The 13837-nt window shown below is 57.9% G+C and carries 14 protein-coding genes; 7 read left to right on the top strand and 7 right to left on the bottom strand.

Annotated elements, in window-relative coordinates; all coding sequences use genetic code 11:
* Positions 1 to 52 precede the first annotated feature (52 nt).
* Positions 53 to 883 carry an FKBP-type peptidyl-prolyl cis-trans isomerase gene (fkpA, locus tag AB1E37_RS01935; protein WP_004185922.1) on the bottom strand — a complete coding sequence of 277 codons (831 nt, stop codon included), beginning with the start codon at positions 881 to 883 and terminating at the stop codon, positions 53 to 55.
* Between the two features lie 222 nt (positions 884 to 1105).
* On the opposite strand from fkpA, the gene AB1E37_RS01930 reads away from it, so the two are divergent.
* Positions 1106 to 1324: a protein SlyX gene (locus tag AB1E37_RS01930; RefSeq protein ID WP_002920136.1), complete on the top strand. Its 219-nt coding sequence runs from the start codon at positions 1106 to 1108 to the stop codon at positions 1322 to 1324.
* A 58-nt stretch (positions 1325 to 1382) separates the two neighbouring features.
* Here the strand turns inward: AB1E37_RS01930 and slyD are convergent, their stop codons facing one another.
* From slyD to kefG, 4 genes are all read right to left on the bottom strand, one after another.
* A complete protein-coding gene (slyD, locus tag AB1E37_RS01925; RefSeq protein WP_002920140.1) occupies positions 1383 to 1970 on the bottom strand; it encodes a peptidylprolyl isomerase in 588 nt (195 codons plus the stop codon).
* Positions 1971 to 2063: 93 nt separating this feature from the next.
* Complete coding sequence (locus AB1E37_RS01920) at positions 2064 to 2264, bottom strand: YheV family putative zinc ribbon protein (protein WP_002920143.1); 201 nt, start codon at positions 2262 to 2264, stop codon at positions 2064 to 2066.
* Between the two features lie 11 nt (positions 2265 to 2275).
* Positions 2276 to 4081, bottom strand: coding sequence for a glutathione-regulated potassium-efflux system protein KefB (gene kefB / locus AB1E37_RS01915; protein ID WP_004150031.1), 1806 nt, complete (start codon positions 4079 to 4081; stop codon positions 2276 to 2278).
* On the bottom strand, positions 4068 to 4631 hold the full coding sequence (gene kefG, locus AB1E37_RS01910) for a glutathione-regulated potassium-efflux system ancillary protein KefG (RefSeq protein ID WP_004151401.1): 564 nt from the start codon (positions 4629 to 4631) through the stop codon (positions 4068 to 4070). Before kefG ends, kefB begins: the two co-directional genes overlap by 14 nt.
* 173 nt (positions 4632 to 4804) lie before the next feature.
* On the opposite strand from kefG, the gene AB1E37_RS01905 reads away from it, so the two are divergent.
* The 4 genes from AB1E37_RS01905 (at position 4805) to AB1E37_RS01890 (ending at position 9056) form a co-directional block, all read left to right on the top strand.
* Complete coding sequence (locus tag AB1E37_RS01905; RefSeq protein ID WP_004174057.1) at positions 4805 to 6709, top strand: ABC transporter ATP-binding protein; 1905 nt, start codon at positions 4805 to 4807, stop codon at positions 6707 to 6709.
* A 266-nt stretch (positions 6710 to 6975) separates the two neighbouring features.
* Complete coding sequence (locus tag AB1E37_RS01900) at positions 6976 to 7935, top strand: hydrolase (RefSeq protein WP_004162455.1); 960 nt, start codon at positions 6976 to 6978, stop codon at positions 7933 to 7935.
* Positions 7932 to 8150, top strand: coding sequence for a YheU family protein (locus AB1E37_RS01895; RefSeq protein ID WP_004174055.1), 219 nt, complete (start codon positions 7932 to 7934; stop codon positions 8148 to 8150). The genes AB1E37_RS01900 and AB1E37_RS01895 overlap by 4 nt, the downstream gene beginning before the upstream one ends.
* A 36-nt stretch (positions 8151 to 8186) precedes the next feature.
* A complete protein-coding gene (locus AB1E37_RS01890; protein ID WP_002920153.1) occupies positions 8187 to 9056 on the top strand; it encodes a phosphoribulokinase in 870 nt (289 codons plus the stop codon).
* A gap of 54 nt (positions 9057 to 9110) precedes the next feature.
* On the opposite strand, the gene AB1E37_RS01885 is transcribed toward AB1E37_RS01890, so the two are convergent.
* A complete protein-coding gene (locus AB1E37_RS01885) occupies positions 9111 to 9515 on the bottom strand; it encodes an OsmC family protein (protein WP_002920158.1) in 405 nt (134 codons plus the stop codon).
* Between the two features lie 306 nt (positions 9516 to 9821).
* Between AB1E37_RS01885 and crp the strand changes: the two genes are divergently transcribed.
* Positions 9822 to 10454, top strand: coding sequence for a cAMP-activated global transcriptional regulator CRP (crp, locus tag AB1E37_RS01880; protein ID WP_000242758.1), 633 nt, complete (start codon positions 9822 to 9824; stop codon positions 10452 to 10454).
* A 51-nt stretch (positions 10455 to 10505) separates the two neighbouring features.
* Entirely contained in the window at positions 10506 to 12584 is a 2079-nt protein-coding gene (locus tag AB1E37_RS01875) for a YccS/YhfK family putative transporter (RefSeq protein WP_014906846.1), read from the top strand.
* Here AB1E37_RS01875 and AB1E37_RS01870 read toward each other — a convergent pair.
* Positions 12574 to 13794: an aspartate aminotransferase family protein gene (locus AB1E37_RS01870; RefSeq protein WP_004174049.1), complete on the bottom strand. Its 1221-nt coding sequence runs from the start codon at positions 13792 to 13794 to the stop codon at positions 12574 to 12576. The two genes, AB1E37_RS01875 and AB1E37_RS01870, sit on opposite strands and share 11 nt — an antisense overlap.
* Between the last annotated feature and the right edge of the window lie 43 nt (positions 13795 to 13837).

Genomic DNA, 13837 nt, shown 5'->3' with positions numbered 1-13837 from the left:
TGCGCTCAATAAAAAAGCCGCCGCCTCTGACGAGACGGCGGCCTGAACCTGATTACTTCTTAGCGTCAGCTTTCGCGTCCGCGGCTTTCGCATCGCCTGCGGCTTCCGGCTGTGCATCTGCCTTCGGCGCCGGTTTGATATCCAGCAGTTCTACATCAAAGACCAGCGTAGAGTTGGCCGGGATGCCCGGGACGCCAGTTTTACCGTAGGCCAGGTCCGGCGGAATAACCAGCTTGATTTTGCCGCCTTTCTTGATGTTCTTCAGGCCTTCAGTCCAGCCCGGGATCACGCCGTCGAGACGGAAAGAGAGCGGCTCGCCGCGAGTATAAGAGTTATCAAACTCTTTACCGTCGATCAGGGTACCTTTGTAGTTTACCACCACGGTATCGCTGTCTTTCGGCGCATCGCCAGCCCCTTCTTTCTCGACTTTATACAGCAGGCCAGTTTTTGAGGTTTTCACGCCCTTCTCTTTGGCAAAGTTGTCACGGAAAGCTTTGCCTTTGGCTTCGTTCTCAGTGGCGTCTTTTTCCATTTTCTGCTGAGCCGCGGTCTTCACGCGCGTTTCAAAGGCCTGCAGAGTCTGTTCGATCTCCTGGTCGGACAGTTTGCTCTTATCGGCAAACGCGTCCTGTACGCCGGCGATCAGCTGGGCTTTATCCAGCTTAATGCCCAGCTTCTCTTGTTCTTTCAGGGAGTTTTCCATGTAACGCCCCAGGGACGCGCCCAGCGCATAGGCCGATTTCTGATCGTCATTTTTAAATGCCGATTTACTCTCAGCCGCCGGGGCTGCCTTCGTTGCCGTATCTGCAGCGAAGGTCAGCGGTGCATTCAGGGCGACGGCCATTGTGGCCGCCAGCAGCGTTACTTTAAACAGTGATTTCATCCATTTCTCCAGGGCCGGGGCCTCTCGCCCCAGGGTTATCGTAAAAAGCAAAAAACGTACTATAGAACGTTGCCGTTAAAATCTACATACGGACGTTCCTGAATATCGCCTCTTTTAGGACTATTTTTGTATGAATAAGTTTCCTGTACGGCGCAGCGATGCTGCGCGCCAGGGGAAACTTAAGTAGAATCCGCCCGCAGGATCAGACTAAAGAGGTTACCCATGCACGATAGCACATTAGAAACGCGCCTTGCGGAGCTGGAAAGCCGGCTGGCGTTTCAGGAAATCACCATCGAAGACCTCAACAAAACCGTGACTGCCCACGAGATCGAGATGGCGAAGATGCGGGAGCATATGCGTCTGATGATCGAGAAGCTGAAGGCGACCCAACCCTCCCATATCGCCTCCCAGGCGGAAGAGACGCCACCGCCGCACTATTGAGGCGTAAAAAAAGCGGGTTTCCCCGCTTTTTTGTCGTCTTCGTGCCGAAGCGCAAAGATTAGTGGCAGCCGCAGCCACCGTGGCCGCCGCAGCCGCCTTTACCATGGTCGTGACCATGATCGTGGCCGTGGCCGCCGCAGCAACCGTCATGACCATGGTCATGATCGTGATCGTGGCCATGCGCGCCGTGCACGTGACCGTGCTCCAGCTCTTCCGCAGTCGCTTCGCGGATGGCGACGACTTCCACATTAAACTTCAGGTTCTGGCCAGCCAGCATGTGGTTGCCATCAACCACAACGTGGTCGTCTTCAACTTCAGTGATTTCTACTGGTACCGGACCCTGATCGGTTTCCGCCAGGAAGCGCATGCCAACCTGCAGTTCATCAACGCCCATGAAGACGTCTTTCGGTACACGCTGCACCAGGTTTTCGTCATACTGACCGTAAGCGTCGTTAGCGCCGACGGCAACGTCAAATTTGTCGCCCACTTCGTGGCCATCCAGCGCGTTTTCCAGGCCGGAAATCAGGGAGCCGTGACCGTGCAGGTAATCCAGCGGCGCGCTTACCGGAGACTCATCAACCAACACACCGTCTTCTGTACGTACCTGATAGGCCAGGCTGACCACCAGGTCTTTTGCTACTTTCATGATATCTCCTGAGATGGGAAGAATAGTGGCGCAGATTGTAGCGGAATTCTGCTGCCGTGTACCCTTTAGCTTAAAAAAAGCCGACGGATAACGCTAGTCGGGATGAAAAATGCCAATCACCTGCTCCTCTTTGCGTACATGCTCACGGGCCTCTTTATCTGCCTCACGCATCTGATGACCGCACTTAACGCACTCAACAACATCGACATTATTCTCACGCCACATTGCCAGCGAATCCTGCGCCTGGCACGCCGGACATTTCGCCCCGGCAATAAAACGTTTACGCACTGCCATAAGATTTACCTTTATTCAAACTCGTCCCAGCCGTCCAGCTGCCGGCTCTCTTTCTGCATTTCGCGCTGGAAAATCTCTTCCAGTTCGCGCCGGGCCTCCCGCACGCGTGATATCTGTACCGTATCAGTATGCACTGGCATTAGCTCGCGCAGCATTCGCATATCGAGGCGTCGGAAGTGCAGCTGCGCGCGCTGGGCCTGGTGAGGATGCATCCCGAGGGTGATGAGCGCTTTGCGCCCCAGCTCCAACGCACTGGAGAAAGTTTCGCGAGAAAACTGCGTCACGCCGGCCTGCAGCAGCTCATGCGCCTCAACGCGCCCGCGAGCGCGGGCCAGAATATGCAGATGTGGAAAGTGTTGTTGACACATTTCCACCAGCCGCATGGTATCTTCTGGCTCATTACAGGTGATGACGATCGACTGCGCCTCTTCCGCTCCCGCCGAGCGCAGCAGCTCCAGCTGGGTGGCATCGCCAAAATAGACTTTATAGCCATAGTTGCGCATCAGATTTACCGCGCTGATGTCCCGCTCCAGTACCGTAATACGCATCTTATTGGCCATCAGCAGGCGACCAATGACCTGACCAAAGCGACCAAACCCGACAATAATCACCTGCGGCTTGTCATCCTCCACCCACGGCGCCTCACCGGTATCGTCCGCCGGGTTCAGCCGTCGCGACAATAGCTTATCTATCCCCTTCATCAGCAGCGGCGTCGTCATCATCGACAACGTTACCGCCACCAGCAGCAGCGCCATCTGGTCGTGCTGAAACAACCGCTGAGAGGCGGGCAGCGAAAAGAGGACAAACGCGAACTCGCCGCCCTGGCTTAATACGCCCGCGAACTGCATCCGCTCGGAACTTCGCAGGCCATAGAGACGGGCCAGCAGATAGAGCACCAGCATTTTTACCGCCACCAGCACCGCCACGCTCACCGCCACCCACAGCAGATGGGTATACAGTACGCCAAGGTTCAGCGCCATGCCGACGGAAATAAAGAACAACCCGAGCAGCAGCCCCTTGAACGGATCGATAGCGATCTCCAGTTCGTGGCGATACTCACTTTCCGCCAGCAGCACGCCGGCAATAAAGGTGCCCAGCGCCATCGACAGCCCCAGCGCCTCCATAAACAGGGCAGATCCGAGGACCAACAGCAGCGTGGCGGCAGTGAACACCTCCCTGACCCCCGAGCTGGCGATAAAACGGAACACCGGCCGCAGCAGATAGCGTCCGCCAATCAGCATCCCGGCAAAGGCCAGGACCTTCATGCCGACCGTCAACCAGTTCACATGCTCATCCGCTGAACCGGCCAGCAGGGGCACCAGCGCCAGCGCCGGGATCACCGCCAGATCCTGAAACAGCAGCACCGAAAAGCCTAGCTGTCCCGCTTCGCTGCGGCTCATTCCCTTCTCACGCATCAGCTGCAGCGCCATGGCGGTGGAAGACATCGCCAGGCCGATCCCGCCGACCACCGCCGCCTGCCATGAAAACCCGGTCGTCATCAGCAACCCACCGAGGATCGCCGCGCTGAGCATCACCTGCGCCGCGCCAACGCCGAAGATGGAGCTCCGCAGTCGCCATAGCTTGGCGGGATTGAGCTCCAGGCCGATGATAAACATCAGAAACACTACGCCGAGCTCAGAGAAATGGAGAATTTCATCCACATCGCTGATAAACCCGAGCCCCCACGGACCAATGGCGATCCCGGCCAGCAGATAGCCCAGCACCGCGCCAATCCCCAGTCTTGAAGCCAGAGGGACGGCGATGACGGCCGCGAACAAAAACAACACCCCCGCCAGCAGCAAATCAGATCCCGCCATGGACACCTCCGGCGGCGATGGGGTTGGCCAACCAGTCCCGGTAGGCCAGGGCGCGGCTACGCAGCTCCTCTGGCTGCTGCCTCCGGGCCCAGTAGACGATAATGGGGCTCATCCAGTGCATACGGCACATGCCGGCGGTCAGTTCAAAAGGACGTAAAATATCGTTCATCGGATAGCGATTAGCATCGCGACGGTAGGCGCTCTCAGGCTCGCCGGTAGTGATCACGCTGCGCCAGTACTTTCCCGCCAGTTCGTTCCCTCCGGCGCCGCTGGCGAAGCCGCGGCTTAACACACGATCCAGCCACTCCTTAAGCAGCGCCGGACAGCTCCAGGTATATAAAGGGTGCTGGAAAACAATCACCTCATGCTGGCGCAGCAGGTCCTGTTCGTAAGCAATATCGATAAAAAAATCCGGATAGTGCGCGTAGAGATCGTGCACGGTGACGTTCGGCAACTGTAAGGCCGGCTCTAATAAAACCCGGTTGGCCACGGAATCCTGAGATTCTGGGTGGGCATACAGCAGCAACACTTTCGCTGTCTGAGACATCATTCCCCTCCCGTAGGTCTTCTGGCGGCCTGCACAGCCCCGGCGTTTTGACACAGCCAGAATGACTTTGTGTATCGTCTTCGTTTTGGGCTACCATGGCGGCCCGGTGAAGCGATTCGCTTCCACACTACATTATCATAATGACAAATTAACATAGTCTGAACATACGGCGCCTTATGATTGTTTTCTCCTCGTTACAAATTCGTCGCGGCGTACGCGTCCTGCTGGACAACGCCACCGCTACCATCAATCCTGGCCAAAAGGTTGGTCTGGTGGGGAAAAACGGCTGCGGGAAATCGACGCTGCTATCGCTTTTGAAAAACGAGATAAGCGCTGACGGCGGCAGTATGACCTATCCCGGCAACTGGCAGCTGGCCTGGGTGAATCAGGAAACCCCGGCGCTACCGCAGCCGGCAATCGATTATGTCATTGACGGCGATCGAGAATATCGCCAACTGGAGGCCGCGCTCCAGCAGGCTAACGAACGCAACGACGGTCATGCTATCGCCACCGTCCACGGTAAGCTGGACGCCATCGACGCCTGGACGATCCGTTCGCGCGCCGCCAGCCTGCTGCACGGTCTGGGTTTCAGCAATGAACAGCTTGAGCGGCCGGTCAGCGATTTTTCCGGCGGCTGGCGTATGCGCCTTAACCTCGCCCAGGCGCTGATCTGCCGCTCCGATCTGCTGCTGCTCGATGAACCGACTAACCACCTCGATCTCGATGCGGTGATTTGGCTGGAGAAGTGGCTGAAGGGCTATACGGGAACGCTGATCCTCATCTCCCACGATCGCGATTTTCTCGATCCTATCGTCGACAAAATTATCCATATCGAACAGCAGACAATGTTTGAGTACACCGGCAACTACAGTTCGTTTGAAGTGCAGCGCGCCACCCGCCTCGCTCAGCAGCAGGCGATGTACGAAAGCCAGCAGCAGCGCGTCGCGCACCTGCAAAGCTATATCGATCGCTTCCGTGCCAAAGCCACCAAGGCCAAGCAGGCGCAAAGCCGGATCAAAATGCTGGAGCGGATGGAGCTTATCGCTCCGGCGCACGTGGATAACCCGTTCCACTTCAGCTTCCGCCAGCCGGAGAGCTTGCCTAACCCGCTGCTGAAGATGGAGAAAGTCAGCGCCGGCTACGGCGAGCGTATTATTCTCGACTCCATCAAGCTTAACCTGGTGCCGGGCTCGCGTATCGGCCTGCTGGGCCGCAACGGCGCCGGGAAGTCGACGCTGATTAAGCTCCTGGCAGGCGAGCTCCAGCCCGTAAGCGGCGAGATCGGCCTCGCGAAAGGCATCAAGCTCGGCTACTTCGCCCAGCATCAGCTGGAATTCCTGCGCGCCGATGAGTCGCCGCTGCAGCACCTGGCGCGTCTGGCGCCGCAGGAGCTGGAGCAGAAGCTGCGTGATTATCTCGGCGGCTTTGGTTTCCAGGGCGATAAGGTGAGCGAAGAAACCCGCCGCTTCTCCGGTGGAGAAAAGGCGCGCCTGGTACTGGCCCTGATCGTCTGGCAGCGCCCTAACCTGCTGCTGCTCGATGAACCGACCAACCACCTTGACCTCGATATGCGTCAGGCCTTAACCGAAGCGCTGATCGACTTTGAAGGGGCGCTGGTGGTCGTATCGCACGATCGGCACCTGATCCGTTCCACCACTGACGATCTGTACCTCGTCCACGATGGTAAAGTCGAGCCGTTCGACGGCGATCTGGAAGATTATCAGCAGTGGCTCAGCGACTCGCAAAAACAGGAGTCCCAGAGCGGCGAGGCGCCAAAAGAGAGCGGCAATAGCGCCCAGGCGCGCAAAGACCAGAAGCGTCGGGAAGCGGAGCTGCGCAGCCAGACCCAACCGCTGCGCAAAGAGATCGCCCGTCTGGAAAAAGAGATGGACAAGCTCAACGCGCAGTTGGCCAGTGCGGAAGAAAAACTTGGCGACAGTGAGCTTTATGACGCCTCACGTAAAGCCGAGCTGACCGAATGCCTGCAGCAACAGGCCAGCGCGAAGTCCGGGCTGGAGGAGTGCGAGATGGCCTGGCTGGAGGCCCAGGAGCAGCTGGAGCGCATGCTTCAGGAAGGCTAAACTCTTCCTCTTCATCCTGCCTGCGCGTACGCTGCCGCTGGCAGGGTGGGTTTCTGCCCTCTTCATGGCCTGGCCATCAGCGACATCAATGATTTGTTTTTGCTGTAAGCTGGCGTCACTGGCCGCAAGACCACATATTGGCTAACCCCCTGCATGCCCTGCGCGGTATAGTCATCATCACGTTTATTAATTGTTCTGGTGCTATGGTTGAAATCATCCCCACAGACATGACGCCCCCCGAAAACGATTCGCGTGAGTTCCATCCGATGCGCGGCGTGGGCAATCGTCATCTGCAAACCATGCTGCCGCGGCTGATTCGCCGTAAATTGCGCTTTACCCCGCACTGGCAGCGCCTTGAGCTGCCGGACGGCGATTTTGTCGATCTGGCCTGGAGCGAAGACCCGCACCAGGCGCGCCATAAGCCGCGCCTCGTCGTTTTTCACGGCCTGGAAGGCAGTCTGCACAGCCCGTACGCCCATGGTCTGATCCACGCGGCGATGCAGCGCGGCTGGCTGGGCGTGGTGATGCATTTCCGCGGCTGCAGCGGCGAACCTAACCGCAATCACCGCATCTATCACTCCGGCGAAACGGAAGATGGCACCTGGTTTTTGCACTGGCTGAAGCGCGAGTTTGGTCCCGCGCCGACCGCGGCCGTCGGCTATTCGCTGGGCGGCAATATGCTGGGCTGCCTGCTGGCAGAGGAAGGCGACCGCTGCCCGCTGGATGCGGCGGTGATCGTCTCCGCGCCTTTCATGCTCGAAGCCTGCAGCTATCATATGGATAAGGGCTTCTCGCGAGTTTATCAGCGCTATCTGCTCAATCTGTTAAAAGCCAACGCTTCACGCAAGCTGAAAGCGTACCCGGGCTCGCTGCCCGTCGATTTACGCCAGCTCAAAGGGATGCGCCGCATCCGGGAATTTGACGATATGATCACCGCCAAAATCCATGGCTTTGCCGATGCGCTGGATTATTACCGGCAATGCAGCGCCATGCCGCGGCTCAGCGATATCACTAAGCCGACGCTCATCATTCACGCGAAAGACGATCCGTTTATGGATCACCACTCGATTCCGCCGCAGGAGCAACTGCCCGCGAACGTAGAGTATCAATTGACCGAGCAAGGCGGCCACGTTGGTTTTGTCAGCGGCACTCTGCGTAAACCGGAGATGTGGCTGGAAAGACGCATTCCCGACTGGTTAAACCGCTGGCTGGAGGTTCCCGCATGATTATTCCCTGGCAGGATCTGGATCCCGAAACGCTGGATAACCTGATTGAAAGCTTTGTGTTACGTGAAGGCACCGATTATGGTGAATATGAACGTTCACTTGCCGATAAAGTCGCCGATGTAAAACAGCAGCTGAAACGCGGAGAGGCGGTCCTTGTGTGGTCGGAACTGCATGAGACGGTCAATATTATGCCGCGCGCGCTGTTTAACGGCTAAGGCGACGCCACTACATCGTTTAACCAGGGAGTTGTTATGTCTGCCAAACATCCGGTGATCGCCGTCACGGGCTCCAGCGGCGCGGGCACTACCACCACCAGCCTTGCCTTTCGCAAAATCTTCGCGCAGCTAAACCTGCACGCCGCGGAGGTGGAAGGCGATAGCTTTCATCGCTACACCCGCCCGGAAATGGACATGGCGATCCGTAAGGCGCGGGATCAGGGCAAACATATCAGCTACTTTGGCCCGGAGGCGAACGACTTCGGCCTGCTGGAGCAGACCTTTGTCGACTATGGTCGCCACGGCAAAGGTCAGTCGCGGAAATACCTCCACACCTATGACGAAGCCGTGCCGTGGAATCAGGTGCCGGGGACCTTTACCCCCTGGCAGCCGCTGCCGGAGCCGACAGACGTGCTGTTCTATGAGGGGCTGCACGGCGGGGTTGTCACGCCGCAGCATGATGTCGCCAGCCATGTCGACCTGCTGGTCGGGGTGGTGCCTATCGTTAACCTCGAGTGGATCCAAAAGCTTATTCGCGACACCAGCGAACGCGGCCACTCCCGGGAGGCGGTGATGGACTCGGTCGTCCGCTCGATGGAAGATTACATCAACTTCATTACCCCGCAATTTTCCCGCACCCATATCAACTTTCAGCGCGTGCCGACGGTGGACACCTCCAACCCGTTTGCCGCCAAAGCGATCCCCTCGCTGGACGAGAGCTTTGTAGTGATCCATTTCCGCAATCTGCAGAATATCGATTTCCCCTGGCTGTTGGCGATGCTGCAGGGCTCGTTTATCTCGCACATGAACACCCTGGTGGTGCCGGGCGGTAAAATGGGGCTGGCGATGGAGCTTATCATGACGCCGCTGGTCGAGCGCCTGATGGAAGGCCGTAAGATAGGCTAACCAAAAAACCCCGGCCTGGCCGGGGTTGAGATTCGATACAACGGCAGGCGAAGACTACGCCTCGATCACTTCATAGGAGTGAGTGATGTTCACCGCTTTTTCCAGCATCAGCGCCACCGAGCAGTATTTCTCTGCCGACAGGTCCACCGCCCGGGAGACCGCGGCATCTTTCAGCGCCTTGCCGGTGACGATAAAATGCAGATTAATATGCGTGAACAGACGCGGAGCCTCTTCGCGACGCTCGGAGGTCAGCTTCACTTCGCAATTGGTCACGTCGTGACGACCTTTTTGCAGAATGGAGACCACATCGATCGCACTGCAACCGCCCGCCGCCATCAGCACCATCTCCATCGGGCTGGGAGCCTTATCCCCGGAGTTGCCATCCATCAGAATCTGGTGTCCCGATGCGGACTCCCCGATAAAGGTTAACCCTTCTACCCATTTCACACGCGCTTGCATAAAATTTAACTCCAGTATCGCAATATTCCTGTCAGATTACGCGCACATAACAATTCTCGCAACGGAAGGCGACCTGCGTCATGCTGAAGCGAGACACCAGGAGACATGCGGCGAAAGCTATGCTAAAACAGTCTGGATGCTACAGTAATACATTGATGTACTGCATGTATGCAGAGGAGTTCACATTACGGGCTGTCGAAAAATCATCAGCCAGCTTCCCAGGTATAGGGAAACAATACGATTGCATGCCCGGACGCCGTGTAGTGTCGGCGCCCGGAGATAGCTTATAACAGAGGATAACCGCGCATGGTGCTTGGCAAACCGCAAACAGACCCTACCCTTGAATGGTTCTTGTCTCATTGCCACATTCATAAGTACCCATCAAAGAGCACGCTGATCCACCAGGGTGAAAAAGCAGAAACGCTGTACTACATCGTTAAAGGCTCCGTGGCTGTACTCATCAAGGATGAAGAAGGTAAAGAGATGATCCTCTCCTACCTCAACCAGGGCGATTTCATCGGTGAATTAGGCCTGTTTGAAGAGGGTCAGGAACGTAGCGCCTGGGTACGGGCGAAAACCGCATGTGAAGTGGCCGAAATCTCTTATAAGAAATTCCGTCAGCTGATCCAGGTGAACCCGGACATTCTGATGCGTCTCTCTTCGCAAATGGCTCGCCGTCTGCAGGTCACGTCTGAGAAAGTGGGCAACCTGGCCTTCCTCGACGTGACGGGCCGTATCGCCCAGACGCTGCTGAACCTGGCGAAGCAACCGGATGCCATGACCCACCCGGACGGTATGCAAATTAAAATTACCCGCCAGGAAATTGGTCAGATCGTCGGCTGCTCTCGTGAAACCGTTGGTCGTATTTTGAAAATGCTGGAAGATCAGAACCTGATTTCCGCGCACGGTAAAACCATCGTCGTCTACGGCACCCGTTAAGTTGCTAAGCGGCGTATTGCTCCCGCAGTACGCCGTTTTTGTTTTTCCCTCATGTGGCGCAGGCTGATTTACCACCCGGAAGTCAACTATGCACTGCGGCAAACGCTGGTGCTGTGTCTGCCCGTGGCCATCGGTCTTCTGCTCGGCCATCTCCAGCAGGGGCTGTTATTTTCCTTAGTCCCCGCCTGCTGCAACATTGCCGGTCTTGATACCCCGCATAAGCGCTTTTTCAAACGCCTGATTATCGGCGGCTGCCTGTTTGCCGGATGCAGTCTGGTGGTGCAGTTGCTGCTTGCCCAGGCGATACCCCTGCCGTTTATTCTCAGCGGCCTGGCGCTCTTGCTCGGCGTTACCGCGGAGATCAGTTCGCTGCACGCGCGGCTGCTGCCCGCGTCGCTGATCGCCGCCATCTTTACCCTGAGCCTGGCGGGCAATATGCCCATCTGGGAGCCGCTGCTGATCTACGCCTTCGGCACGCTGTGGTACGGCGTGTTTAACTGGTTCTGGTTCTGGCTGTGGCGCGAACAGCCGCTACGGGAGTCGCTTAGCCTGCTTTACCGGGAGCTGGCGGACTACTGTGAAGCCAAATACAGCCTGCTGACCCAGCATACCGATCCCTCGACCGCCCTGCCGCCGCTGCTCACCCGCCAGCAGAAAGTGGTCGATCTGATTACCCAGTGCTATCAGCAGATGCATATGCTGGCCGCTAACCAACGCAACGATCATAAGCGCCTGCTGCGGGCGTTTCAGATGGGGCTGGATCTGCAGGAGCATATTTCGGTCAGCCTGCATCAGCCGGAAGAGGTGCAAAAGCTGGTGGAACGCAGCCATGCCGAAGCGGTGATCCGCTGGAACGCGCAGACCGTCGCCGCCCGCCTGCGCGTGCTGGCGGATGACATGCTCTATCATCGCTTTCCAAAGCGCTTTCAGATGGATAAACAGATCGAGGCTCTGGAAAAGATCGCCAGACAACATCCGGATAACCCGGTCGGCCACTTCTGCGCCTGGCACTTCAGCCGCATCGCCCGGGTGCTGCATACCCAGCGCCCGCTGTATGCCCGGGACCTGATGGCCGACAAAGAGCGTCGTTTACCGCTATTGCCCGCGCTAAAGAACTACCTGTCGCTAAAATCGCCCGCGCTGCGCAATGCCGCCCGCATCAGCGTGATGCTGAGCGTCGCCAGCCTGATGGGCAACGCCCTGCACTTGCCTAAGCCCTACTGGATCCTGATGACGGTGCTTTTCGTCACCCAGAACGGCTATGGCGCCACCCGGGTGCGTATTGTTCACCGGGCGGCGGGTACGCTCGCCGGCCTGACGATCGCCGGGCTGACCTTGCATTTTCACGTTCCGGAGAGCTACACCCTGAGCGGGATGCTGCTGATTACCCTGCTCAGCTATCTGATCATTCGCAAACACTATGGCTGGGCGATGGTTGGGTTTACGGTGACGGCGGTATATACCCTGCAGCTGCTGACGCTTAACGGCGAACAGTTTATTATCGCCCGGCTGATCGACACCCTTATCGGCTGCCTGATCGCCTTCGGCGGGATGGTCTGGCTGTGGCCGCAGTGGCAAAGCGGCCTGCTGAAAAAAAACGCCCACGATGCGCTGGAGGCCGACCAGCAGGCAATTCGCCTGATCCTCAGCCCCGACCCGAAAGCACCCGCGCTGGCCTATCAACGCATGCGCGTCAACCAGGCGCACAACGCGCTCTACAACTCCCTGAATCAGGCGATGCAGGAACCCGGGTTTAATACCCACTATCTGGAAGATATGAAGCTGTGGGTGACGCACAGCCAGTTTATCGTCGAACACATCAACGCTATGACCACCCTGGCCCGGGAGCATACGATGCTGACCCCGGATCTTGCCCAGCGCTATCTCGAATCCTGTGAGATTGCGCTGCAGCGCTGCCAGCAGCGGCTGGACAGCGATGGTCCCGGCAGCGCAGGGGATGCCAATATTATGGAGTCGCCGGAAAGCGAGGTGCCGATCGGTCCGTTAAGCACCCTGGAGCAGCATCTGCAACGCATTCTGGGCCATCTGAACACCATGCACACCATTTCGTCAGTGGCATGGCGTCAGCGGCCGCACCATGGCATCTGGCTGCGGAAGATCAACCGTTAATCACCTTTGCCACCGCCTGGGCAAAGCGCGCCATCCCTTCAGTAATATCCTGCTCGTCGATGATCAGCGAGGGAACAAAACGCATCACGTCCGGCCCGGCGTTGAGCACCATGACGCCGGCGTCGGCCGCGGCATAGAGGAAATCACGCGCGCGGCCTTTGTGCTGCGGCTTGAGTTCCGCGCCGATCAGCAGGCCCATCCCGCGTATATCACTGAACAGATCAAACTCGGCATCCAGCCGCTGCAGGTGTTTGACGAACAGTTCGCGCTTCGCGCTCACGCCATCCAGCACCGCCGGGGTATTGATCAGATCGAAGGCGGCGTTGGCGACCGCGCAGGCCAGCGGGTTGCCGCCGTAGGTTGAGCCATGGGAGCCCGCATGGAAGGCGCTGGCGATCTCGTGGGTGGTCAGCATGGCGCTGACCGGGAAGCCGCCGCCCAGCGCTTTGGCGCTGGTCAGAATATCCGGGGTCACGCCGTAGTGCATATAGGCGAACAGCGATCCGGTACGCCCCATACCACACTGTACTTCATCAAAGACGAGCAGCGCCTGGTGCTGATCGCACAGCTCGCGCAGTCCCTGCAGGAAAGCCGGCGTGGCCGCCGTCACGCCGCCTTCGCCCTGAATCGGCTCCACCACCACCGCGCAGGTGTGGTCATCCATCACCGCTTTTACCGCCTGCAGATCGTTGAAGGGAACATGGACAATATCCGCCGGTTTTGGGCCGAAACCATCGGAATACTTCGGCTGACCGCCGACGGAAACGGTAAACAGGGAGCGGCCATGAAAGGCATTATGGAAGGCGATGATTTTGGTTTTATACGGGCTATGGCGGGTCACCGCATAGTGACGCGCCAGCTTAAAGGCCGTTTCATTGGCTTCGGTGCCGGAGTTCATAAACACCACGCGCTCGGCGAAGGTAGCCTCGACAAGTTTACGTCCCAGACGCAGCGCCGGCTCATTGGTAAAGACGTTGCTGGTGTGCCACAGCGTTTCGCCCTGCTGATGCAGCGCCGCCACCAGCGCCGGATGGCAATGGCCAAGCGCCGTCACCGCGATACCGCCGGCGAAATCGATATACTCTTTCCCCTGCTGATCCCAGACGCGGCTGCCTTTCCCCTTCACCGGGATGAATTCTGCCGGTGCATAAATTGGCAAAATAACTTCATCGAATGTGGCGCGGGTGATTGCCGGTTGTTCAGTTGCCATGTCTTGCCCATCCCTCTTCGTTACGCAGATGCGATTATGATAA

This window comes from Klebsiella sp. Shm-1 (genome assembly GCF_040804525.1).
Taxonomy (GTDB): domain Bacteria; phylum Pseudomonadota; class Gammaproteobacteria; order Enterobacterales; family Enterobacteriaceae; genus Klebsiella; species Klebsiella pneumoniae.
Note: the sequence above shows the minus strand (reverse complement) of the source record. Positions and strands in the feature narration are given on the sequence as shown.

Coding starts and splice junctions, on each gene's coding strand:
- fkpA (WP_004185922.1), bottom strand. CDS start 883: ATGAAATCACTGTTTAAAGTAACGCTGCTGGCGGCCACAATGGCCGTC.
- AB1E37_RS01930 (WP_002920136.1), top strand. CDS start 1,106: ATGCACGATAGCACATTAGAAACGCGCCTTGCGGAGCTGGAAAGCCGG.
- slyD (WP_002920140.1), bottom strand. CDS start 1,970: ATGAAAGTAGCAAAAGACCTGGTGGTCAGCCTGGCCTATCAGGTACGT.
- AB1E37_RS01920 (WP_002920143.1), bottom strand. CDS start 2,264: ATGGCAGTGCGTAAACGTTTTATTGCCGGGGCGAAATGTCCGGCGTGC.
- kefB (WP_004150031.1), bottom strand. CDS start 4,081: ATGGCGGGATCTGATTTGCTGCTGGCGGGGGTGTTGTTTTTGTTCGCG.
- kefG (WP_004151401.1), bottom strand. CDS start 4,631: ATGATGTCTCAGACAGCGAAAGTGTTGCTGCTGTATGCCCACCCAGAA.
- AB1E37_RS01905 (WP_004174057.1), top strand. CDS start 4,805: ATGATTGTTTTCTCCTCGTTACAAATTCGTCGCGGCGTACGCGTCCTG.
- AB1E37_RS01900 (WP_004162455.1), top strand. CDS start 6,976: ATGCGCGGCGTGGGCAATCGTCATCTGCAAACCATGCTGCCGCGGCTG.
- AB1E37_RS01895 (WP_004174055.1), top strand. CDS start 7,932: ATGATTATTCCCTGGCAGGATCTGGATCCCGAAACGCTGGATAACCTG.
- AB1E37_RS01890 (WP_002920153.1), top strand. CDS start 8,187: ATGTCTGCCAAACATCCGGTGATCGCCGTCACGGGCTCCAGCGGCGCG.
- AB1E37_RS01885 (WP_002920158.1), bottom strand. CDS start 9,515: ATGCAAGCGCGTGTGAAATGGGTAGAAGGGTTAACCTTTATCGGGGAG.
- crp (WP_000242758.1), top strand. CDS start 9,822: ATGGTGCTTGGCAAACCGCAAACAGACCCTACCCTTGAATGGTTCTTG.
- AB1E37_RS01875 (WP_014906846.1), top strand. CDS start 10,506: ATGTGGCGCAGGCTGATTTACCACCCGGAAGTCAACTATGCACTGCGG.
- AB1E37_RS01870 (WP_004174049.1), bottom strand. CDS start 13,794: ATGGCAACTGAACAACCGGCAATCACCCGCGCCACATTCGATGAAGTT.